Raw genomic sequence first — 23,741 nt, 5'->3', positions numbered from 1 at the left:
CTTTCAGCGGATGTCACGGAATTGGAAAGGAGTTCTTTGTGCTTGCACAAAGCCGATTCCTGACGCAATTATGCCGAGGCATAATTGATTATATAACCTAATTTTAAAGGAGCGTATTCGAATGTCTCTGAAACGAAAAAAAATCTCAGTAATCGGTAGCGGCTTTACTGGCGCTACTGCAGCATTTTTAGCAGCTCAAAAAGAACTTGGTGATGTAGTGTTAGTGGATATTCCTCAAGCTGAAAACCCAACAAAAGGTAAAGCTCTAGATATGTGGGAAGCTGCACCAGTGCAAGGCTATGATTCTTATGTTAAAGGTACTTCTAATTATGCAGATACTGCAGATTCTGATGTAGTAATCATCACTGCTGGTGTTGCACGTAAACCAGGTATGAGCCGTGACGATCTTGTTCAAATTAACCAAGATGTAATGAAAGCTGTTTCTAAGGAAATTGCTAAGTACTCACCAAATGCAACAATCCTCGTTCTTACAAACCCAGTTGATGCAATGACTTACACAGTATTCAAAGAAACTGGTTTCCCTAAAAATCGTGTAATAGGTCAATCAGGTGTACTTGATACGGCTCGTTTCTGTGCGTTTGTAGCTGAAGAACTAAATATCTCGGTAAAAGACATCACAGGTTTTGTGTTAGGTGGTCATGGTGATACAATGGTGCCACTTACTCGTTATTCATTCGCTGGTGGTATTCCATTAGAATCGTTAATCCCTGCTGATCGTCTTGAAGAGATTGTTGACCGTACACGTAAAGGTGGCGCTGAAATCGTTAACCTTCTAGGAAATGGTTCTGCGTATTATGCTCCTTCAGCGGCGCTTATTGAAATGGCGGAAGCGATCATTAAAGACCAAAAACGTATACTTCCATCTATTGCATACTTAGAAGGCGAATATGGCTACAATGATTTATATCTAGGTGTACCGACATTATTAGGTGCAAATGGTATAGAAAAAATCTTTGAGCTTGAATTAACAGATAATGAAAAAGCAGCTTTAGATAAATCGGCAGAGGCTGTCCGCGACGTTATGAAAGTTTTAGCTTAATAAGAGTTTATGAAATCGAGTAGGATTCATTCCTACTCGATTTTTTTGAGTATTGAGACAAAATATTGTTAGTACAAGTAAACATCGAGGTGACATTTTGATATTAACATTGGCAACAAACGAAGAAATCAATATCCTACATTCAAAATATAAAAGATTTAACACTCATCTTCTTGAAAATCCAAGTGAGTTATACAATCATACCGGTATTATGGATGTATTCAATCGCGTTCTTACTGAAGAAGAGGCATTTAAGTTATTGGGAGAAAAGCATAATTTAAAGTACAGTGCAAATTTCTTGGATACTTTTACGCAACTTTTTCATATAGAAGAGAATGGAGTGTATGTACACATTTATAAAAAAGGTTTGAGTAAAAAAGCATTCAAATATAAATTAAGTTGCTTAAACCGGTCGGAGGCGAACCTCTTTCGAAAATTATTTTCCCACAGTAAGGGTATTTATAAAATAGGAGACGTGGAAGCTCTTATCTTTTTAACGAAACTATCAGTAACAGAACTATATTTTGCAGATTTTTTCTTTCCTTCTTTGGATACAGTGATAATAGGGAATTGGGATTTGTCGTTTCCAATTTATTCTAAATCGATTGTAGGTTTTAATAAGTGTAAAGAGATTATTGAAGAAAACGGCTTATTTATACGGCAATAGGAAATGAACAGTGATAGAAGTTCCGATTTATAGTTTCAAAACCAGTGCAAGAGTTTAAGGTCAAGGTACCAAAGTCAATGTTAGCTTTTCTTATTGAGCTAACGGTGCAGACTAGTTTAATAAAGACTGATAATAAATAGATTGCCATGTATTAAAATTTAAGGGAGGGATGCATATGGAAGACTGTGAAGATCTTTTGCCAAGACATAAATTTGATAATGATAGAGTAGAAAATATTAAAAAACTGGATAGAGATAAAATATTGCCTTTACTGCCTAACCTCCTCGAATGGATTCAAGATATGAATTGGCCAGTGGCACCAAGCGTATTAGAATTACTTTTATCTTTTCCAGAAGAAATTGTTCCACATGTGCAAGATGTTTTATCTTCAAATGATGAAAGCTGGAAGTGGTTTGTTTTACACTTTTTGGTTATCGAATTGCCAGTAGAGTCAAGAATTCAGTTTAGAGAGTATTTAACAAGAGTGTCGGAAACACCTACACATAATGAACTCGCAGAGGAACTTGATGAAATCGCAAAAGAGATTTTGGAAACAATCTAAAAAATATCCCTTATTCAACTTAGGAGATGCTTTAGTTGAATAACTAGCAAGAGGTAACCATCTCATATGAGGTGGTTTCATTTAATTTGGGTGGTGCCACAACTTAAGAATTGAGGAGACAATTTGTTAAAACGTATGCTATGTTAATAAGTTGATTGGAGTGGAGACTGGGCGACTCCTTGGGGATCAGCAATAGAGAAACGAAGGCTAAAATCATCACGTCCTGTGATAACGCCTTCGTGACCAACATCGGTGCTGTTGCTGTCGCTGCGCTTTCGCACAAACAAAACCCTCTGCTGCCGCTACGTTGCACTACGCTTTCGCGCAAAAAACATCTGTTGGCCCAAGCGGCTCATCGGACGCCCCCAGGAAGCTCTGCTCTGCGCGAAAGCGAAGCGGCAGCAACAAAGCGCCCAGTCGGAACGGAAATCAACCCCACGTTATGCGAACGCTCTACTTTCATGTAGATATACAATGCTGCTGCTTCGCTTTCGCACAGACAAAAATTATATTTCTGAATGAAGATAAAATGGTTATTCTGCTTTTCGTTGTACTTTTGGAATAAAATTGATACTATGAAGGTATATGATAGAAAAGGGGTTGGCGTATTTTTGCTTCAAAAAAACAGTAAGCTTGGTCTCACTATTGATGAAGTTACAGTTGGCGAGAAGATTCATATTACCGAAAAGATAGAAGATAAGGATTTACTGCTTTATTTAGGACTTACGAATGATAATAATCCGCTTTATATTCAACATGATTATGCAGCGATGACACCTTTTCAAAAGCCAATCGTACCAACGATCATGTTAAATGGCATTATTACTTCAGCTGTGTCAAAGTATATTCCTGGACCAGGTGCACGAATTATTGAGCAACATATAAAATATTTAGAACCGCTCTATCATTATGAATTATTTGATACTCTTTTAGAGGTAACAGAAGTAAATAAATTGCAAAATACAATTACTGTATCGGTACACTCATATAATGAGCGGAAGCAGCTTATGATTGAGGGTACTTTGCTGGTGACACCACCACTTGTTTTATAGACGTCTTGAGATTTGAAATGGGGGTTTCAAATCACTAACGGAGGCTTTACACATGACAAAAACGATTTTAGTTGTAGAAGATGAATTTTCTATTGCGACATTATTGAAATATAATTTAGAACAGGCTGGATATGTTGTAGAAACAGCAGCAGATGGTCAAGAAGGTCTTGATAAGGCGATTGACATACAGCCAGATTTAATTTTATTGGATTTGATGCTTCCAAGACTTGATGGTATGGAGGTATGTAAACAAATTCGTCAACAACGTATGAATACGCCTATTATTATGCTAACAGCAAAGGATGACGAGTTCGATAAAGTACTTGGACTAGAGCTAGGAGCAGATGATTATATGACGAAGCCCTTTAGTCCGCGCGAAGTGTTAGCACGGGTAAAGGCTGTTTTAAGACGTTTTACACAAAATGTAGTGGCTGAAGAGAAGAATGGGCCACAAGAGAAGATGTATGAATTTGGACAATTGCGTGTCTTTCCAGAGCGTTTTGAAGTATTTTTGCAGGATGAGGCACTGGAATTTACACCAAAGGAATTTGAACTACTCATTTATTTACTTGAAAATAAAAACCGTGTTTTAACACGTGATCAGCTATTAAGTGCTGTATGGAAGTATGACTTTGCTGGCGATACTCGAATTGTGGATGTGCACATAAGCCACCTTCGCGATAAAATCGAAGAAAATAGCCGTAAGCCGATGTTCATCAAGACAATTCGCGGCCTTGGCTATAAATTCGAGGAGCCGAAGACGACATGAAATCAATGAGCAACCGCTTATTCTTGACATTCTTGCTATTGCTTGGATCGATATTAGCTGTCCTAATGATTGTTATAGGTCAGCTTTTTCCTGTTTATATAGAACAGTACAATGAGCATGCTAGTTTACAGATGCAAGAATCCATTAACCAAGTATTAGATGAACGTAAGATTGAACTATCAAGAGAAGATAAAGAGGCACTGTATACTGCTCAAAACCTTGAGGCAACAGATTCTCTAATATCGTATGTTCATGCACGACTTTATGTTGTGCTAGCGATTCTCTTTATAATAGCGCTTGTTTTAATGGCTATTGTAAGTCGTTATATGATTCGAAATTTCACTGCTCCTATTGATAACGTGACAGATACAGCACTTGAACTGGCGAAGGGAAATTACCGTGCTCGTGCCCATGAAAATGAGCATGAACGCATGATGCCACTTAGTCACTCCATCAATATTTTAGCACGCAACTTACAGGATATTACGACGATTCGCGAGGTAGAAGAGGAAAGGCTTAAAACGTTAATTGAAAACATGGGAAGCTCCCTCATGATGATTGGACGTGAGGGGAATATATCTATCGTGAACCGTGTATTTTTAGAGCGTTTCGGTATGCAAATTGATGATGTACAAGGGAAAGTTTTCCGTACAATTGGCTTACCTAAATCACTGGAGCAATTTATCGACCATGTGTTTCTAACAGAAATGCCTTATCGACAACAAATTAAAATGGAGGTCCAACAGGAACTATACAATAAGGAAGTGTATGGAGCACCTGTTATAGGGGATCATGGTCGTTGGCTTGGTGTCGTTATCGTTATGCACGATATTACAGAACTTGTTCGTTTAGAGCAGATTCGTAAGGATTTTGTAGCAAATGTATCCCATGAATTGCGTACACCTATTACATCTATTAAAGGCTTCTCTGAAACTTTACTGGATGGTGCATATAAGGATGAAAAAATGCTCCTATCTTTTTTAGAGATCATTTATAAGGAAAGTAACCGTTTGCAGATGCTTATCCAGGATTTACTGGAGTTATCGAAAATTGAACAGCATGGTTTTACCGTTAATATTATGCCGATGGGCTTGCAAGATGTACTTATACGTGGAGCAGAGCTAACAGGACCTCGTCTGGATGAGAAAAATATGAGCTTTCATGTTGATATTGAACGTGATGTTCAGGTTATGGGTGATGCGAATCGTATCATTCAAATTGTCACTAATTTAATTACCAATGCTATTACGTACTCTCCAGAAAATACAATCGTTACGATTCGATTAAAGGAAAATGAAACTTACGGTATCCTTGAAATAGAAGACCAAGGTATAGGAATTGAAAAGCATGAAATTGCCCGTGTCTTTGAACGTTTTTACCGTGTGGACCGTGCACGGAGCCGGAATTCTGGGGGTACAGGTTTAGGGCTTGCTATTGTGAAGCACTTAGTAGAGGCGCATCATGGTCGCATTCAGGTAGAAAGTGAAGTTGGAGTTGGGACAAAAATGATTGTCATGATTCCGAAAAATTAACGAATTCTTTACAAAAGTACAATTTTAGATTCACAATAGGGACTTATACTTGTTAGTAGAAACCCCCCCTATATATTATTAAGACTTTAAAATAGCCAAAAAAATCTTTATATATGAAGATTTTTTGAATGTGTTACTTATTTATCGCTACAATAGGAAGAATCTATCGCCAAACTTTTTGGTGGTAGATTCTTTTTCTGTTTTACACGTAACGCAAATAGGTGTAAAGTATAGTAGCATAATATTCAACTAATAAGAAATGTAACAATCAATGTACTTGTTAGTTGAACCAATCGGCTTTATACGGTCAGCTAATAAGCCCACTTTATTTAGAAGTGATTTATATTACTGACCGTTAAGCGGGATAAAAAATTGAAAGAAGGATGACCATGAAAATCGTCAAAAGTATCGTGCAAATCGGCTATCTTTATGTAATTTTATTTATTGGGAATAGTATTGCACGTCTACTTCACTTGCCGATTCCGGGGAGCATAATTGGACTAGTCTTATTGTTTTTACTTTTGCAGTTTCATATTATAAAGCTTGAATGGATTGAGCTAGGTGCAGGTTTATTACTTAGTGAATTATTACTATTTTTCATTCCATCTGCTATCGGAGTAATCGATTATTCTGCATTATTCGGTGAGCAAGGTGTGAAAGCTGTGCTTGTAATTGTATTGAGTGCCATAGTTGTAATGTTTGCAACTGGTTTCACAGCACAATTGCTAGGGCAACGAAAGAAAGGTGATACTGCATGAGCTTTTTAATAGCTATAGTAAGTTTACTAGGTACTATTGCAGTTTTTTATACTAGTAAAATGTTTTATAAAAAGTATCAGAAAGAATGGTTAACACCTATACTAATCACACCATTAGTGGTAATTATCATCTTGCTGCTAACGGGCACATCCTATAAATCCTATACTGCAGGAGCCGGTGTTTTATCAAATTTACTTGGACCAGCAACAGTCGCATTTGCGGTACCAATTTATAAAAATTTTAATCTATTAAAGAAACATGCTTTTGAAATTTTTCTAAGTATTACAGTTGGCTCAGCAGTTGCTATTACATCATCATTTATCATTGCCGTAGTAATTGGATTAAATAATGAGCTTGTGCATAGCTTAGTTCCACGCTCAGTTACTACACCAATAGCGATGGACATTTCCAATATGATTGGTGGTTCTCCTACCCTTACTGCTGTTTTCGTTATGGTGACTGGTATTTTAGGGAGTCTAATAGCACCGTTAGTAATAAAAGTATGTCGTTTCCATCGACCATCCTCTAGAGGTCTAATGTTAGGAATGGGAGCACATGGTACGGGTACCTCTAAAGCATTTGAATTTGGTGAGCTAGAAGGTACTTTTGCAAGTCTTGCTATGATTGTAGCTGCATTGATTAGCATTGTTTTATCAACAACATTTTTCCCAGCATTGGAACATCTAGTTGTCAATATCCTGTTACCTTAAATGGTAACGGGATTTTTTTCGGTCCTATTTTATTTATGGAGTATGATTTTAGATGGAGGATCAGCGCTTCACAATGTTCCTTATGTCAAACTGCCTAAAATAAAAAACTAGTTTGTTAAAATATTTTGAAACTTTTTAGTAAGTGTCCCGTATACAATAGTACTAAGCTTAAGGGAGGATTAGACATGAGTGTGAAAAGGTCACTAATGATGGTGGGACTTAGCATTTTCGGTGTTGTTGCACTTATTGCTGTATTTACATCGTGGTACACGGTAGATGAATCAGAACAAGCAGTTGTCATTACGTTCGGTCGTGCCGATAATACAGTTACAGAACCAGGTTTACATTTTAAATTACCTTGGCCTGTACAATCGGTTCAGGTTTTATCGAAGGAAACATTTAGTTTAAAGTTTGGCTATAAGCAAAATGAAAATGGGGAATTGGAAACTTATGATGCTGAAACGAAAATGATTACAGGGGATGAACATATTGTATTAACAGACCTTGTCGTTCAATGGAAAATTACAGAACCGAAAAAGTATTTATTCAACTCACAAGATCCAGAAAAAATATTACATAGCGCTACGTCGAGTGCGATTCGATCCATTATTGGAAGTTCCAAAATCGACGCTGCGTTAACTGAAGGAAAAGCGGACATAGAAGCAAAATCACGAGATTTACTCGTTTCTCTTCTTGAAAAATACGATATAGGTATAAGTGTTTTAGGGGTGAAACTACAGGATGTTGAATTACCGAATGCAGATGTGCGAGCAGCCTTTACAGCTGTTACAGATGCACGCGAAATGAAAAATACAAAAATTAATCAGGCGAAAAAATATAATAATCAGCGAATTAGTGAGGCTGAAGGTGAGAAGGATGCAATCATCTCGAAAGCTCAAGGTGAAAAAACAGCGCGTATTGAGCAGGCTCAAGGGGATGTAGCTGTCTTTAATAAAATGTATGAGCAATATAAGGGCAATCAACAGATTACCCGCGAACGTTTAATTTTGGAAACACTTGAAAATGTATTACCTAAAGCACAAATTTATATTATGAATGATGATGGTAATACAATGAAATACTTACCTCTTCAAGCCTTGCAACCTGCGAAACAGGAGACACCTACGGCACAGGAAACACCAAAAGAGGAGAAAAAAGAAGGGGGCGGTAACTAATGGACCAAAAAAATAAGGATCTTGAAAAATTTCTCAATTTTTTATCAGGTAAATCCAAAAATACTGCTCCAAAAGAAGAGGATAAAGTGGTCAAAATGTCGAAAAAAGGCCCGATGAATCCGAAAAAATATATTTCTCTTGCCGTAACCTTAACAGCCGTTTTTGCTATTGCAATTATATTATTTGCTAATGTTTATATAGTTAAAGAATCCGAATACGCAGTTGTTAGACAGTTTGGAGAAGTAGTGAAATTTCAGAGTGAGCCCGGCTTGAAAATAAAGGTTCCGTTTATTCAAAGCGTAACGAGGCTACCCAAAAACCAAATGACATATGAAGTTTCTGAAGAAGAAATTAATACAAAGGATAAAAAGCGAATTATTATTGATAATTATGCAGTTTGGCATATAACAGATCCAAAACAATTAATATCAAATGCAGGAACAATAGAAAAAGTTGAATCACGTATGGAAGAGTTCATTTATTCAGTTATTCGTTCAGAGCTTGGTCGAATAGAATATAAGGCGATTATTAATGATGAAGGTTCTTCACGTGGGAGTATCAATGATCAGGTAACTGCACGTGTCAATGAGTTACTCGCGCATGATAAGTATGGGATAGAAGTAGTAGATGTTCGTATTCGTCGTATCGACTTGCCTACTGAAAATGAGCAATCCGTGTTTACGAATATGATTTCGGATCGTGAATCAATCGCACAGAAATATTTATCTGAAGGTGACGCTGAGAAACGTCGTGTTGAAGCTCAAACAGATCAGCAGGTTCAAGAAATGCTCGCAACAGCGAAAAAGGATGGAGCATTGATTCAAGCGGAAGGGGAAGCAGAAGCTGCGAAGATTTACAATAAATCATTCTCTCAAGACCCTGAATTCTATTCATTGTACCGTACATTAGAATCATATAAGAAAACTATAGGTGAAGATACGGTCATTATTTTGCCATCCACTTCACCATATGCAAAAATATTATCTGGCTATATTAAGTAATACTATTATTCTTGCAGGGATAAATATATGAAGTCGTCTCAAATTTTTTGAGACGGCTTTTTTACATTTTAGTAAGATGTTTTGTATGGCATAGGAAGGACTTTAATGAATGGCGATATTTATAAAGTCGGAACGGAAATCAACTCCACGTTATGGTGATAAGCTTCATTGTCTGATATTAGGGAATTTTCATCACGTGCTTTATAAATATCTTTCGAATATCAATAGTTTTTCATGAAAATGATAGAAATTTATAATTTTGTGTTTCGTAAATTACTATTATCTGATAGAATGATAATGTTCAAGAATTAAAAATGGGGGTAATAGTTGTGAAATTGCAAATTAGTAAGTGGCTCCAAAATTTAGGGATAGCCTGTAGTATTGCATCGTTATTTACACTTTTCTTCCGTCTATCAGATTTTGCATGGATCACAAAAAGTGTTTATCATATACCAGTATTTTTTGTCATTTTGTTTTTATTAGGTTTAGTCATTGCTGAGGATGTACGCAAGATATTTAAAAGAATATTTTTGTACGAGAAACGTAAGGTTAAACGTCCTATATGGCAAGTTGGGATCGGCTTTATTTTCTTCTTAGCGCAAATCGGCACTGTAATGGTGTTTAATACAGAGCTTACACATCCACAGCTTGGTGGTATGCCATTATTTTTAGTATTTGCTTTTATGAATGCCTTTATTTTGACAGTCATATATGAAGAGATTTTCTATCGTAAAGAAAAAACAAGTAAAGCTAGTGAATAATATCGGAAAAGTCAATTACAATGAGTGATTGGCTTTTTCTTGTGTAGACAATCTTGAGTTAAGTTATTGATGTAGAAAATTTTGCGATTTTCAACGTTATGATTGGTAAAATACCTGTTTTCTCGATAAAGTAAAAGGAAGAGGCATTTTCAAACATACGTTTTCGTTTTACAATTAAGAAGACGACAACGCAGGAGGATAAAATCATGACAAAGGAAAAATTGCTATTATTGGACGGCAATAGTTTAGCATATCGCGCGTTTTTTGCGTTACCTCTATTAACGAATGATAGTGGAATTCATACGAATGCAGTGTACGGCTTTACAACAATGCTACAAAGAATATTAGAGGAAGAGCAACCAACGAAAATTTTGGTTGCCTTTGATGCGGGTAAGACAACCTTCCGTCATGAGACATTTACGGAATATAAGGGTGGGCGACAAAAGACTCCACCAGAATTATCTGAGCAGTTTCCTTATATACGTAAGCTTATTGATGCTTATGGTATTAAGCGATATGAGCTTGAATTGTACGAAGCAGACGATATTATAGGGACACTTGCCAAAGAAGCTTCATCACAGGATATAGATGTCATCGTCGTATCAGGAGATCGTGACTTAACACAGCTCGCGACTGAGCAAGTAACAGTATACATTACTAAAAAAGGTATTACTGAAATTGAAAAAAATACACCAGCCTTTATTGCGGAAAAATACGGCTTAACGCCCGGGCAAATTATTGATATGAAAGGTTTAATGGGGGATTCTTCAGATAATATCCCAGGTGTACCAGGTGTCGGCGAAAAAACGGCTGTTAAACTACTAAAAGAGCATGGTTCAGTGGAGTCGCTTTATGCGGCAATGGATACGGTAAAGGCTTCTAAAATGAAAGAAAAATTAGTTGCCAATGAAGAACAGGCACTAATGAGTAAAAAGCTGGCTACCATTTTTACAGAGGCGCCGATTGATATAACGCTTTCGGATCTTGTTTATAATGGCCCGGATGAAGAAGAATTAATTAGCGTGTGGCGAGAGCTTGGCTTTAAATCATTGCTAGAAAAAAGTGATTTTACTGTCCAAGAAGAGGAACAAGCACCTTTTGACTATGAAATTGTGCAGGAAATAAAACAAGAGCATTTACAAGATGTAATGGCAGTGCATTTGGAGCTCGAGGACGAGCATTATCATACATGTCAGCAACTAGGCATTGCGCTAACAGATGGAGTGAAAACAATGTACGTGCCGTTTGATATTGCGGCTAAATCAGATGTCCTTCGTCTTTGGTTAGAAGATGCTACTAAAATAAAGTATATGTCTGATTCAAAAGCATCTCAGGCTGCGTTAAAACGTGCGGGAATTCGTTTAGCTGGCGTGGAATTTGACTTATTACTTGCTTCTTATATTAATAATCCTGCGCTAAGTGGAGATGATGTGGCAACACTTGCGAAAGAACTAGGCTATCGTAATGTGCAGGCAAATGAAACTGTTTATGGTAAAGGGGCGAAACGAGCTGTACCTGCCATTGATGCACTTTCTGAGCATGCCAGCCGCAAAGCTTTTGCTGTGTGGTCTTTACAGCCGAAGCTTGAGGCATTGTTAAAGGAAAACGAACAGTTCGAACTCTATAAAAACTTAGAGCTTCCGCTTGCTTCTATTTTAGGGGAAATGGAAAGTGAGGGAATCACGGTCAATCGTTCCACATTAGAGAAAATGGGGCAGGAACTAAATGACAAACTAGTTGTGATTGAACAGGAGATTTATACGGAGGCAGGAGAAGCCTTCAATATTAATTCACCAAAGCAATTAGGTGTCATCCTCTTTGATAAACTTGGTCTTCCTGTTATTAAAAAGACAAAGACAGGCTATTCTACTGCAGCAGATGTATTGGAAAAATTAAAACCAGAACATGCTATTATTGAGCATATTCTTTTATATCGTCAGCTTGGGAAATTACAGTCAACTTATATCGAAGGCCTGTTAAAGGAAATCCATGAAGAGGATGGAAAGGTGCATACTCGATTCCAACAAGCACTAACAGCTACAGGACGTTTAAGTTCAACGGATCCGAATTTACAAAACATCCCGATTCGTTTAGAAGAAGGGCGGAAAATTCGTCAAGCGTTTGTGCCATCGAACGAAGATTGGATATTATTTTCTGCCGACTATTCACAAATCGAGTTGCGTGTATTAGCCCATATGTCTAAGGATAAAAACTTAGTCGACGCTTTCCGTGAAGGTATGGATGTTCATACACGTACTGCTATGGATGTATTCCATGTCTCAGAAGATGAGGTCGACAGTAATATGCGCCGTGCTGCAAAAGCTGTAAACTTTGGTATTGTTTATGGTATTAGTGATTACGGCTTATCGCAAAACTTAGATATTACCCGTAAGGAAGCTGCTACATTTATTGAGAAATATTTTGCGAGTTTCCCAGGTGTAAAACAATATATGGATGAGATTGTCCAAGATGCGAAGTTTAATGGCTATGTGACAACGATTTTAAATAGACGTCGATATTTACCTGACATTACGAGCTCAAATTTCAATATACGAAGCTTTGCAGAGCGTACTGCGATGAATACACCAATTCAGGGAAGTGCAGCTGATATTATTAAAAAAGCAATGATTGATATGGATGCTCGCTTGAAAAAAGAAAATATGCAGGCAAAGCTCCTGTTACAAGTGCATGATGAATTAATTTTTGAAGCACCTAAAGAGGAGATTGCATTGCTTGAAAAAATAGTACCAGAGGTTATGGAGAACGCAATCGAGCTTTCAGTACCGTTAAAAGTAGATTTTAACTACGGTGCGACTTGGTACGAAGCAAAATAAGGAGGGGTTAAAATGCCTGAATTACCAGAGGTTGAAGGTGTCGTCCAGGCATTAAAACCTAAGATTGAAGGGCGTACAATTCAACAGGTGCAGCTATCTGAAATTATTCGTTTTTCCTTTGGGGAGGGAAAGCAGTGTATAGTGAAGCAAGCTGAGCCTGATGCATTTGAATTATCCTTGTCTCAAATGACGATTACAAAAATCGAACGACGTGCAAAATACATCTTTTTTCATTTGCTGAAAGAGGATGTCCCTTATGTACTTGTTAGTCATTTAGGGATGACAGGTGCGTGGTTTGTGGTGAATTCACCTGAGGAAATCCATGAGGAAAAATTTAAAAAGCATATTCATGCTACATTTCAAATGGCGGATGGTGGTTATTTAATTTATTCGGATATACGCCGCTTTGGTGAACTACGTTTTTTAACAAAAATTGAAGACCATGCACCATTAACAAAAATGGCACCAGAGCCTTTTGATGAAATAGCGTGTGATTATTTTATTGCGAAATCAAAGTTACCGAAATATGAGAAAAGGGCCGTTAAGGATGTAATTATGGATGGGCAGGTTATTTCGGGCTGTGGCAATATTTATGCTACTGAAGCATTATTTGCTCAAAAAATTCATCCGGCCCGCACAATGAACCGCATCAGTGAAAAGCGTAAGCGTGCATTATTCGAGGCAATTGTCGTTATTTTACGCCAAAGCATTGGAGCAGGAGGTTCAACAATTTCAGATTATCGTAATATTAATGGAGAGGCTGGAAGTATGCAGAATCGACTACAAATGTATGGAAAGAAGATGTGTCCAACGTGTGGTACTGCAACGAGCCAAATGACAATAGGTGGGCGCACATCAGTCTTTTGCCCAAATTGTCAACATTAAAGGGGATTTAACTATGATTATCGGACTAACAGGAAGTATTGCAAGCGGAAAAAGTACAGTAGTAAAAATGATGACAGCACTTGGTTTACCGATTGTCGATGCAGATATTGTTGCACGTGATGTTGTAGAACCAGGAACGGAGACTTTAAAGTTAATAGCTGAAAATTTTGGACAAGATATATTGCTAGAAGACGGTAGTTTAAATCGTGCCAAACTTGGCGATATTATTTTTCACGAGCCTGCCAAGCGTAAAATATTAAATGATATTATGCATCCTGCTATTCGTCAGGAAATGTTACGCCAACGCGATGCTTATTTAGAGGCTGGAGAAAAGCATGTTGTGATGGATATTCCGCTTTTATTTGAAAGTAAGTTACAGCATTTTGTCGAGCGTATTATTGTGGTATCGGTCAGTGAAGAGGTACAGCTCCGTCGATTAATGGAGCGTAATAACTTATCGGAAGAAGATGCACTAGCTCGAATGCGTTCTCAGTTACCTATGTCAGTCAAAGAAAAAGGTGCCCATGCGGTTATTTATAATAATGAAAATCTAGAACAAACAGAGCACCAATTAAAAAAAATCCTGACATATTGGGACGTAATTAATTAAAAATCTGTAAAATCATTCGATGCGTAGCAATGACATATTGCTACGCATTTCATATTGTTGAAAAACAAAATAATAAAGGATTCTCTTTTAATACTGTGGATGATTTTCAAGGCTACTGATTTACTATGGGTGAGCGTCGAGCTTTCCAACGTGAGTCGAGTAGCCTTTTCTTGCGCAGAAAACATCTTGTTGCTGCCGCTTCGCTTTCGCACAGTTAAAACATCTTGTTGCTGCCGCTTCGCTTTCGCACAGTTAAAACATCTTGTTGAAGTTTTCTCACTGTATATTAGAGTGGAATGCCAGAAAATACACGCTATGTGAAATGGTTGATTGGAGTGGAGGCTGGGCGACTCCTTGGGGATTAGCGTCACAGATGAGACCCTGGAGCGAGCAACGCGAGTGAAGCGGCTCATCGGACGCCCCTAGGAAAGCGCCCGGCCGGAACGGAAATCAATCCCTCGTTTTGCCGAAGAGGCCATACTTTATTAAATATGACACCTTAATTTCGTTGATACAATAATTAACGCCATAGATGTGTAGCAAGAACACTTTGCTACGCATTTTTTTGTGGATTTATACCATAATAAGGACTAATTTAGGCGATTTTATTTTTCAGAAAATAAGAACTTTAATATTATGAATATATAATGTTCATCTTTTTTAAAATTGTGTTATACTAATCACCATAAAGAAAGTATATAATTAATCTGAGTATGTACTCACAGGAGGATTTTATAAATGACAGTATCAGTTGCTATTAATGGTTTCGGACGTATCGGACGTATGGTTTTCCGCCAAGCGATCGTGCAAGAAGATTTAAATATCGTTGCAATTAACGCCAGCTATCCAGCTGAAACGTTAGCACATTTGATTAAGTATGACACAAATCATGGAACATTCGAGGGTTCAGTTGAGCCAGCAGGCGATGCTCTAATTGTAAACGGTAAACGTGTTCAAATTATTAGCGAACGTGACCCATTAAAATTACCATGGGCAACAATGGGTGTGGATATCGTTATTGAAGCAACTGGTAAATTTAATGATCGTGAAAAAGCAGCAATGCACTTAGAAGCAGGAGCAAAGAAAGTAATCTTAACAGCACCTGGTAAAAACGAGGACGTAACAATTGTTTTAGGTGTAAATGATGAGAAACTTGATATCGCAAAACATGATGTTATTTCAAATGCTTCTTGTACAACAAACTGCTTAGCACCAGTTGCCAAAGTATTAAATGACACATTTGGTATCGAAAACGGATTAATGACAACAGTTCATGCTTATACAAATGACCAAAAGAATTTAGACAATCCACATAAAGATTTACGTCGTGCACGTGGTTGCGCACAATCAATCATTCCAACATCTACAGGTGCTGCAAAAGCATTAAAATTAGTGTTACCAGAATTAGAAGGCAAAATTCATGGTATGGCACTTCGTGTTCCAACACCAAACGTATCATTAGTTGACCTAGTAGTTGATTTAAATACAGACGTAACAGTAGATTCTATCAATGCTGCATTTGTGAAGGCTGCTACTGAAGGTCCAATGAAAGGTATCTTAAACTTCTCAGTTGAACCTCTGGTATCTTCTGATTACAATACAACAACTTACTCTTCTACAGTAGATGGACTTTCTACAATGGTAATGGGTAACCGTAAAGTAAAAGTACTTGCTTGGTATGACAATGAGTGGGGCTATTCTGCACGTGTTGTTGATCTTGTGAAAAAAGTGGCAAAAGCTTTAGAAACAGTTAATGCATAAAATATCAATTATGCCTCGGCATGATTGCGTCCAGAATCGGTTTTGTGTTTGCGCAAAATCGATTCTGTGATATCCGCCGGAGGCTAACTTCTTTCAGCGGATGTTTGGACACCCGCTGAAAGAAGTTTGATTGAGCACATTGAAATCCAAGTGATTTCAATGTGCTTTTTTATTTAGATAGCTGGTTTAAATCTAGAATCTATGCTTGTACTTTAGCCTTTCAAGGTTTATCATGAGCACACTAGCGTTAATGCACTTTTCTTACACATAGGAAATTTGTTATAATAGAGATATTAAATTGTTGTGAAATCAGGAGAGTAATTATATGAGATGTCCATCTTGCCAATTTAACGGAACGCGTGTTGTGGATTCGAGGCCAGTTGATGATAATAAAGAAATTCGTAGACGTCGTGAATGTGAGTCATGTGGCTTCCGCTTCACAACGTTTGAAAAAATTGAAGAGACACCTTTAGTTGTAGTGAAGAAAGAAGGTTCACGAGAAGAATTTAGCCGTGAAAAGGTACTTCGTGGACTTATTCGTGCTTGTGAAAAACGTCCTGTTTCTCTTGAAGTACTTGAAGGACTAGTAATGTCTATTGAAAAGGATCTTCGCCGCATTGGGAATTCTGAAGTCCGATCTGAGGATGTAGGAGAAATGGTAATGGATCGCTTAGCGAAAATCGATGAAGTTGCTTATGTGCGTTTTGCATCGGTTTATCGTCAATTTAAGGATATCAATGTCTTTATTGAAGAAATTAAAGAAATTATCCAACGTCAGACAGAACAGAAATTATAGGGAAAACAGAGAGGGTGAAATGGCGTTGATCAATTTATATAAGGAATTGCAGCCCGCTGATCCTTTTGATATCCGTCTACCTCATGCACTTTCTACGCAGGAACGTCAATTAGTAACGCTTTTTTATCAGCCTTTAATTGGAGCGGAACCAATCAGCCTTTATTTAACACTATGGGCTGAAGCTGAGGAAATGTCTAAGCAGCAAATGACACATTATTATTTAATGAATGTGTTGGGACTTCCTATTGGCAAAGTATTTGAGGCGCGTATTGCGCTTGAAGCAATTGGTCTGTTACGTACATGGAAAAAAGAAGGTGCTGACCAGCGAAGCTTTTTATATGAGCTGATACGTCCACTTGATGCAGATAGCTTTATGAAAGATCCACTGCTCTCGATGTTTTTATTTAGTAAAATTGGTGAGCAAGCTTATCGGAAGTTACGTCAGCGTTTTATTCCATCTGCAAGAGATGCAGAATTTAAAGATGTATCGCGTGCCTTCATAGATGTTTTTAAGCCTGTAAGTACAAAGATTCCAGATGAATTACAAGCTGATACAAGTCTGAAGAATAAACAGCAAAAGGTATATCCGTTTTATTTTGATCAGTTTGACTTCGATCTACTGCAATCGGGCTTATCGGAGCAACTAGTGCCGGCAAGCCTACTAACATTTGAGGTACGTGAATCAATAGCAAAATTAGCATTTTTATATCGCTTAACTGCACTTGATATGCAAAAAGTAGTGATTCTTGCATTAGATGATGACCTAGGTATTTCATTGGAACGTTTACGTAAGGCCGCTGCAGATTTTTATAAGCTAACGGTATCAAAAGAACCACCAAAGCTTGCTAGAGTGAGTGAGCCATCATCTTTAGAGGAATCAGGCCAAAAAACAAAGGATCAGGAGTTGCAGCAATATTTAGAAACGACTCCCCCAGTGCAAGTACTGCGAGATATCAATAATGGCAAAGAACCTCTACAGACCTCCGTGCAACTTGCTGAGAGTTTAATTGTCCAGCATGGAATGCCAGTAGGCGTTGTGAATGCTCTTTTGGAATATGTCATGCTAACAACTGATATGAAGCTACCTAAAAAATATGTGGAAACGATTGCAGATCATTGGGTACGTAAAAATATTCAAACAGCGAAAGAAGCGATGGAACTAGCTCGCCAAGAGCATGATAAGTACACTACGTGGAAAAATAAGCCGCAAACACCGAGGAAGAGTAATCAAAGTGCTAGAGGGCGTTCAGGAAATCAACGTGAAGAGAAGGTACCTGAATGGTTTTACAAACGTAACGAGCAACAAGAAGAAAACACTTCAAGCACGATAGATTTTGAGCAAGAGCGTCAAAAGATATTGGAGATGCTAGGGAAAAGTGATAAGTAAGGAGGGTGAACGACAATCGAACCAATTAATGGACCATTAAAAAGAGCAATTAATGTACCATCATTTCAAGAACGTTACGAAGCGATGCGTCGAGAAATTTTAGAAAACCCTCGTGTGCAAGAATTTTTAGCAGAGCATGCAGATGAGTTAAGCTATGAATCAGTTGAACGTAATTTACCGAAGCTCCATGAGTTTATTAGTCAATCTACAGTATGCTGTGGCTGCGACAATACGGAAAGTTGTACAAACTACTTAAAAGGTTTTTTACCATCTTTACGAGTAGTCCGGGGTACCGTTGAAATTGATTATGTACGATGTGAACAAAAGATGCGTGAGGAGGAACGTCGTGATGTAGCTAATATGATTGCGAGTATGCATATGCCGAAGGATGTGCTACAAGCAACCATTCAAGATTTACTCATTGACGATGAATCTCGTGTCATGATTGCTCAAAAAGCGGCACAATTTGTGAAGGCAACATTGGAAACAGGAAAGCTTCCTGCAAAGGGTTATTATTTATACGGTAAATTTGGTGTAGGGAAGTCCTTTGTACTGGGAGCACTTGCGAATGAATTAGCCTCTATCAAAATTCGTTCTGTAGTCGTTTTCGTGCCTGAATTTTTACGAGAAATGAAAAATGCAATTGGCGATAATACGTTGAATGAAAAAATAGATTATGTAAAAAAGGCACCAGTGCTAATGCTCGATGATTTAGGAGCCGAGACACTGACTGCTTGGACGCGCGACGAAATTCTGGGGACTATTTTCCATTACCGCATGGCGGAGCAACTGCCAACATTCATTACATCTAATTTTAATTATGATGAGTTGGAGCATCACTTAGCACAGTCGCAAAAGGGTGACATTGAAGTCGTGAAGGCTGGACGTATAATGGAACGTGTCAAAGCCTTGACAGAGCCAATTGAAATGCGTGGAAAAAATCGCCGTATGTAACATTGACTGTTGCATTTTGCAACAATCGAGCGTATACTGTCACATATAATAATTAACATCTTTCAGCAGGCTGTGCAAACACCCGCTTAAAGAAGTTAATGCCTCCGGTGGATGTCACGGAATCGGAAAGGAGTACTTTGTGCAAGCACAAAGCCGATTCCAGACGCAATTATGCCGAGGCATAATTGATCAAAAAATGCATTGATGAGGACATGAATTTTGTGTAACGGCTATTAAGAGAGGGAAGTCATTGGCTGTAAGCTTCCTAGTTCGAGCACACTATTTACTACCTGCTGAGCAGCGAAAGGGATAATCTTTCGCCGGTCCCTAGCCCGTTAGCTAGCCTTGAGCTTCGTCTGACTATAAAAAGTCGGAAGGAAGAAGGGTGGAACCACGAGCATACGCTTCGTCCCTTTCATAGGGATGGAGCTTTTTTTATTTCCGATAAATGGGAAATAGTGGTGAGATGAATGCGGATATAGTTTCTTTTCAGTGGTGTTTCAAACACCTACAGAATAAGGATAAATTCCGAGGATTCTTGGACTTCAATCATGCATCATAACAAAACAACTAGAAGGAGTGCAAAAAAATGTCAGATATGATTAAATTAACTTTCCCAGATGGCGCTGTAAAGGAATTTGCCAAAGGTACATCTACTGATGACGTAGCATTATCAATTAGTCCAGGACTTCGTAAAAAAGCATATGCTGGTAAAGTAAATGGTGACTTAGTCGATTTAAAAACACCAATTGAAGAGGACGCTACAATCTCAATTATTACACAAGATGATGAGGAAGCACTGGAAATCTTACGTCATTCTACTGCCCACTTAACAGCACAAGCGATTAAACGTTTATTCCCAGAAGTTAAACTTGGTATTGGTCCAGTTATTGAAGGTGGTTTCTACTACGATATCGATGCTCCAACTCCAATCACTGCTGAAGACCTACCAGTAATCGAAAAAGAAATGAAAAAAATTATCGCCGAAAACCTAGAAATCGAGCGCAAAAATGTTAGCCGTGCAGATGCACAAGCGATCTATGAAGAAATTGGCGATGAGTACAAATTAGAATTACTTGAAGCAATTCCAGAAGATGAACAAGTTTCTATTTACTATCAAGGTGAATTTTTCGACCTTTGCCGTGGTATCCACGCACCATCGACTGGCAAACTTCGTGAGTTCAAACTTCTTTCATTAGCAGGTGCTTACTGGAGAGGTAACTCAGATAACAAAATGCTACAACGTATTTATGGTACAGCATTCTTTAAAAAAGAAGAATTAAAACATCACCTACAAATGCTTGAAGAAGCAAAAGAACGTGATCACCGTAAAATCGGTAAAGAATTAGAGTTATTTACAACTTCTCAAAAAGTTGGTCAAGGCTTACCGCTATGGCTACCAAACGGTGCAACAATCCGTCGTGTTATTGAGCGCTATATCGTGGATAAAGAATTATCTCTTGGTTATAAACATGTTTATACACCAGTACTTGGTTCTAAAGAGCTGTACCAAACTTCTGGTCACTGGGATCATTACCAAGATTCTATTTTCCCACCAATGGAAATGGACAATGAAACATTAATTATGCGTCCGATGAACTGTCCTCACCATATGATGGTGTATAAAAACAGCATGCATTCTTATCGTAACCTACCATTACGTATTGCGGAGCTTGGTACAATGCACCGTTACGAAATGTCAGGCGCTGTTTCAGGCTTACAACGTGTACGTGGGATGACTTTAAACGATGCACATATCTTCGTTCGTCCAGACCAAATTAAAGTAGAATTCCAAAAAGTAGTACAGTTAATTTTAGAAGTATACAAAGACTTCGATTTAAAAGATTACTCATTCCGTTTATCTTATCGTGATCCAGCAGATACTGAGAAATACTTCGACGACGATGCAATGTGGGAAAAAGCACAAAGTATGTTAAAAGAGGCAATGGATGAGCTTGGCTTAGATTACTTCGAAGCTGAAGGTGAAGCTGCATTCTACGGTCCTAAACTTGACGTACAAGTGAAAACTGCCATTGGTAAAGAAGAAACTTTATCAACAGTTCAACTTGACTTCTTATTACCAGAACGCTTTGACTTAACTTACGTTGGGGAAGATGGTAAACCACATCGTCCAGTTGTTATTCACCGTGGTGTTGTATCAACAATGGAACGTTTCGTTGCCTTCTTAATCGAAGAATATAAAGGTGCATTCCCAACATGGTTAGCACCAGTACAAGTTGAAGTTATTCCAGTTTCAAACGAAGCACACTTTGATTATGCAAAACAAATTGAAGAGCAATTAACTGCAGCGGGCTTACGTGTTGAAATGGATGACCGTGAAGAAAAACTAGGCTACAAAATCCGTGAAGCACAAATGAAAAAAATCCCGTATATGCTTGTTATCGGAGACAAAGAAGTAGAGGCTGGTGGCGTAAATGTACGTCGCTACGGCTCAAAAGACTCAGAAACAATTAGCTTCCAAGACTTCTTAGCCAACATCAAAGCAGAAATTACAAAATAATTTTAATGATTTTGCCGGTGAATGCGATTAATTAGAATTCGCCGGCAATTTTTGAAGGGTAATCTTAATTTTATTAAAACAATATTATTGATTTTATCACCAAATGTTGGGGTGACACTTGTTAAAACAAATGCCATTTCAGCAACAAAGCGCCCAGCCGGAACGGAAATCAACCTTACGTTATGAAGATGAACCATTAAAATAGTTTAGATTATAAATTTTTAGGTTACTTTATTAATAATAAGCTAAAAAATATTTGACAGCTTATAAAAGTACATGTTAATATAGTTAAGGTTAATGAATACAAAGTTTGTGGTTGAAGTAGAGGCTGCCCGCTTCTCACCTGATACAACGCTCTTGGGCTGTGAACAGGTATTACACGTTGAATTGTTTTGCGCAGACTTGCGCATGCACATATAGCGGGCGGACATCTTCAAAGTGTCCGTCCTTTTTTTATGGACATGACAAGAGGATGTACCGTTCAACCGGGCAAGGCTTTGCCCAAACCATGTATTCGCGACAACTACTTGGAGGTGGATTACTATTAGCAAAGACATGTATGTAAACGAAGGCATTCGCGCACGTGAACTTCGATTAATCGATCACAATGGTGACCAGCTTGGTGTAAAGACACGTAATGAAGCGCTAGAAATCGCCACTCGTGTAAACTTGGATCTTGTCCTTGTGGCCCCTCAAGCCAAGCCGCCAGTCGCTCGTATCATGGACTATGGTAAATTTAAGTTTGAACAGCAAAAGAAAGACCGTGAAATTCGTAAAAATCAAAAGGTCATCGTAATGAAAGAGGTTCGTCTGAGCCCAACAATCGATGAGCATGATTTCCAAACGAAGCTACGTAATGCGATTAAGTTCCTTGAAAAAGGCGATAAAGTAAAATGTAGCCTACGTTTCAAAGGTCGTGCGATTACACACAAAGACATTGGTCAACGTGTGTTAGATCGTTTTGCTGAAGCTTGTGCTGAAGTATCGACGGTTGAACAAAAACCGAAGATGGAAGGCCGAAGCATGTTCTTAGTTCTTCAACCAAAGAACGAGAAATAATATTAGACGAACAGTTTAGGAGGAATTCGACATGCCAAAAATGAAAACTCACCGTGGAGCTGCGAAACGTTTCAAAAAAACGGGTTCAGGTAAATTAAAATATGACCGTGCTTATGGAAGCCACTTATTCGCAAACAAATCTACAAAACAAAAACGTCACCTACGTAAAGCAAACATCGTTTCATCTGGTGACTTCAAACGCATCAAATCATTACTTGTTTACATGAAATAATTTGACTACACAAACAAAATACTAACATTCATTTTTAAATGAAAAGCAGGAGGTAATTCATATGCCACGCGTAAAAGGCGGAACAGTGACGCGCAAACGTCGTAAAAAGGTTTTAAAATTAGCTAAAGGTTACTATGGTTCAAAACATACATTATACAAAGTTGCAAACCAAGCGGTAATGAAGTCAGGTCAATATGCATACCGTGACCGTCGTCAGAAAAAACGTGATTTCCGTAAATTATGGATCACTCGTATCAACGCAGCTGCTCGCATGAACGGTCTTTCATACAGCCGTTTAATGCACGGTTTAAAAGTTGCTGGTATCGAAGTTAACCGTAAAATGTTAGCTGACTTAGCTGTAACTGATGCAGCAGCATTCACTCAATTAGCTGAATCTGCTAAAAAAGCTGTTGCTAAATAATAAAGCAAAATAATGCTTTTACAAGACTGATGGATTTATCCGTCAGTCTTTTTTGTGTTAGAGTAGTAGTAAATAGAAAATAAAAAAAGGTTCTATAATATTTGTTGGGGTATTCACACAATTCCACGCATAAAAAAAGCACAGATTCACCGATTTATATATACTTGAATTGTCGAGAAACAAGTAATAGAAAGGTGAACTGTGCAAATGAATTTTAACATGAATATCCCAGGA

General features: G+C 37.9%; 25 protein-coding genes. 24 read left to right on the top strand and 1 reads right to left on the bottom strand.

What is annotated here, in order from left to right:
* The first annotated feature begins 121 nt into the window (after positions 1–121).
* The 15 genes from mdh (at position 122) to coaE (ending at position 14,376) form a co-directional block, all read left to right on the top strand.
* A complete protein-coding gene (gene mdh / locus AC1DCY_RS16690; RefSeq protein WP_370041448.1) occupies positions 122–1,060 on the top strand; it encodes a malate dehydrogenase in 939 nt (312 codons plus the stop codon).
* Between the two features lie 97 nt (positions 1,061–1,157).
* Positions 1,158–1,727: a hypothetical protein gene (locus tag AC1DCY_RS16685; protein ID WP_477351909.1), complete on the top strand. Its 570-nt coding sequence runs from the start codon at positions 1,158–1,160 to the stop codon at positions 1,725–1,727.
* A 175-nt stretch (positions 1,728–1,902) separates the two neighbouring features.
* Positions 1,903–2,289: a DUF5071 domain-containing protein gene (locus AC1DCY_RS16680; protein WP_477351907.1), complete on the top strand. Its 387-nt coding sequence runs from the start codon at positions 1,903–1,905 to the stop codon at positions 2,287–2,289.
* Positions 2,290–2,468: 179 nt separating this feature from the next.
* Positions 2,469–2,756 (top strand): hypothetical protein, encoded by a 288-nt coding sequence (locus AC1DCY_RS16675; protein ID WP_477351906.1) that lies wholly within the window; start codon positions 2,469–2,471, stop codon positions 2,754–2,756.
* Between the two features lie 144 nt (positions 2,757–2,900).
* Positions 2,901–3,341: a MaoC/PaaZ C-terminal domain-containing protein gene (locus AC1DCY_RS16670; protein WP_477351904.1), complete on the top strand. Its 441-nt coding sequence runs from the start codon at positions 2,901–2,903 to the stop codon at positions 3,339–3,341.
* Between the two features lie 52 nt (positions 3,342–3,393).
* Positions 3,394–4,110, top strand: coding sequence for a response regulator transcription factor (locus AC1DCY_RS16665; RefSeq protein WP_477351903.1), 717 nt, complete (start codon positions 3,394–3,396; stop codon positions 4,108–4,110).
* Positions 4,107–5,642 (top strand): two-component system histidine kinase PnpS, encoded by a 1,536-nt coding sequence (gene pnpS, locus AC1DCY_RS16660; RefSeq protein WP_477351901.1) that lies wholly within the window; start codon positions 4,107–4,109, stop codon positions 5,640–5,642. The genes AC1DCY_RS16665 and pnpS overlap by 4 nt, the downstream gene beginning before the upstream one ends.
* A gap of 389 nt (positions 5,643–6,031) precedes the next feature.
* On the top strand, positions 6,032–6,400 hold the full coding sequence (locus AC1DCY_RS16655; RefSeq protein ID WP_477351899.1) for a CidA/LrgA family holin-like protein: 369 nt from the start codon (positions 6,032–6,034) through the stop codon (positions 6,398–6,400).
* Positions 6,397–7,110 (top strand): LrgB family protein, encoded by a 714-nt coding sequence (locus AC1DCY_RS16650; protein WP_477351897.1) that lies wholly within the window; start codon positions 6,397–6,399, stop codon positions 7,108–7,110. The genes AC1DCY_RS16655 and AC1DCY_RS16650 overlap by 4 nt, the downstream gene beginning before the upstream one ends.
* 185 nt (positions 7,111–7,295) lie before the next feature.
* Entirely contained in the window at positions 7,296–8,285 is a 990-nt protein-coding gene (gene hflK / locus AC1DCY_RS16645; protein ID WP_477351895.1) for an FtsH protease activity modulator HflK, read from the top strand.
* Entirely contained in the window at positions 8,285–9,286 is a 1,002-nt protein-coding gene (hflC, locus tag AC1DCY_RS16640; RefSeq protein ID WP_477351893.1) for a protease modulator HflC, read from the top strand. Before hflK ends, hflC begins: the two co-directional genes overlap by 1 nt.
* A 329-nt stretch (positions 9,287–9,615) precedes the next feature.
* Positions 9,616–10,047, top strand: coding sequence for a DNA polymerase I (locus AC1DCY_RS16635; protein WP_477351891.1), 432 nt, complete (start codon positions 9,616–9,618; stop codon positions 10,045–10,047).
* A 206-nt stretch (positions 10,048–10,253) separates the two neighbouring features.
* Positions 10,254–12,881, top strand: coding sequence for a DNA polymerase I (gene polA, locus AC1DCY_RS16630; protein WP_477351890.1), 2,628 nt, complete (start codon positions 10,254–10,256; stop codon positions 12,879–12,881).
* Positions 12,882–12,893: 12 nt separating this feature from the next.
* A complete protein-coding gene (gene mutM, locus AC1DCY_RS16625; protein WP_477351888.1) occupies positions 12,894–13,766 on the top strand; it encodes a bifunctional DNA-formamidopyrimidine glycosylase/DNA-(apurinic or apyrimidinic site) lyase in 873 nt (290 codons plus the stop codon).
* 13 nt (positions 13,767–13,779) lie between these two features.
* A complete protein-coding gene (coaE, locus tag AC1DCY_RS16620) occupies positions 13,780–14,376 on the top strand; it encodes a dephospho-CoA kinase (protein ID WP_477351886.1) in 597 nt (198 codons plus the stop codon).
* On the opposite strand, the gene AC1DCY_RS16615 is transcribed toward coaE, so the two are convergent.
* Entirely contained in the window at positions 14,373–14,789 is a 417-nt protein-coding gene (locus AC1DCY_RS16615; protein ID WP_477351884.1) for a hypothetical protein, read from the bottom strand. The two genes, coaE and AC1DCY_RS16615, sit on opposite strands and share 4 nt — an antisense overlap.
* A 325-nt stretch (positions 14,790–15,114) precedes the next feature.
* On the opposite strand from AC1DCY_RS16615, the gene AC1DCY_RS16610 reads away from it, so the two are divergent.
* The 9 genes from AC1DCY_RS16610 to rplT all read left to right on the top strand — a co-directional run bounded on the left by AC1DCY_RS16610 (position 15,115) and on the right by rplT (position 23,507).
* Positions 15,115–16,137 (top strand): glyceraldehyde-3-phosphate dehydrogenase, encoded by a 1,023-nt coding sequence (locus AC1DCY_RS16610; protein WP_477351883.1) that lies wholly within the window; start codon positions 15,115–15,117, stop codon positions 16,135–16,137.
* A 325-nt stretch (positions 16,138–16,462) separates the two neighbouring features.
* Positions 16,463–16,933, top strand: coding sequence for a transcriptional regulator NrdR (gene nrdR / locus AC1DCY_RS16605; protein WP_049667519.1), 471 nt, complete (start codon positions 16,463–16,465; stop codon positions 16,931–16,933).
* 25 nt (positions 16,934–16,958) lie between these two features.
* On the top strand, positions 16,959–18,320 hold the full coding sequence (locus AC1DCY_RS16600) for a replication initiation and membrane attachment family protein (RefSeq protein ID WP_477351881.1): 1,362 nt from the start codon (positions 16,959–16,961) through the stop codon (positions 18,318–18,320).
* Positions 18,321–18,344: 24 nt separating this feature from the next.
* Complete coding sequence (dnaI, locus tag AC1DCY_RS16595; RefSeq protein ID WP_477351987.1) at positions 18,345–19,274, top strand: primosomal protein DnaI; 930 nt, start codon at positions 18,345–18,347, stop codon at positions 19,272–19,274.
* Between the two features lie 589 nt (positions 19,275–19,863).
* Positions 19,864–21,795, top strand: a complete 1,932-nt coding sequence (thrS, locus tag AC1DCY_RS16590; RefSeq protein ID WP_477351879.1) for a threonine--tRNA ligase — start codon at positions 19,864–19,866, stop codon at positions 21,793–21,795.
* Positions 21,796–21,816: 21 nt separating this feature from the next.
* A complete protein-coding gene (locus AC1DCY_RS16585) occupies positions 21,817–21,981 on the top strand; it encodes a hypothetical protein (RefSeq protein ID WP_477351877.1) in 165 nt (54 codons plus the stop codon).
* Between the two features lie 369 nt (positions 21,982–22,350).
* Entirely contained in the window at positions 22,351–22,854 is a 504-nt protein-coding gene (gene infC, locus AC1DCY_RS16580) for a translation initiation factor IF-3 (RefSeq protein ID WP_024363824.1), read from the top strand.
* Between the two features lie 31 nt (positions 22,855–22,885).
* Positions 22,886–23,086 carry a 50S ribosomal protein L35 gene (gene rpmI / locus AC1DCY_RS16575; protein WP_004226312.1) on the top strand — a complete coding sequence of 67 codons (201 nt, stop codon included), beginning with the start codon at positions 22,886–22,888 and terminating at the stop codon, positions 23,084–23,086.
* Between the two features lie 61 nt (positions 23,087–23,147).
* Positions 23,148–23,507 carry a 50S ribosomal protein L20 gene (gene rplT / locus AC1DCY_RS16570; protein ID WP_049667524.1) on the top strand — a complete coding sequence of 120 codons (360 nt, stop codon included), beginning with the start codon at positions 23,148–23,150 and terminating at the stop codon, positions 23,505–23,507.
* Positions 23,508–23,741 lie beyond the last annotated feature (234 nt).

The organism is Lysinibacillus sp. 10T31 (assembly GCF_056394365.1).
Note: the sequence above shows the minus strand (reverse complement) of the source record. Positions and strands in the feature narration are given on the sequence as shown.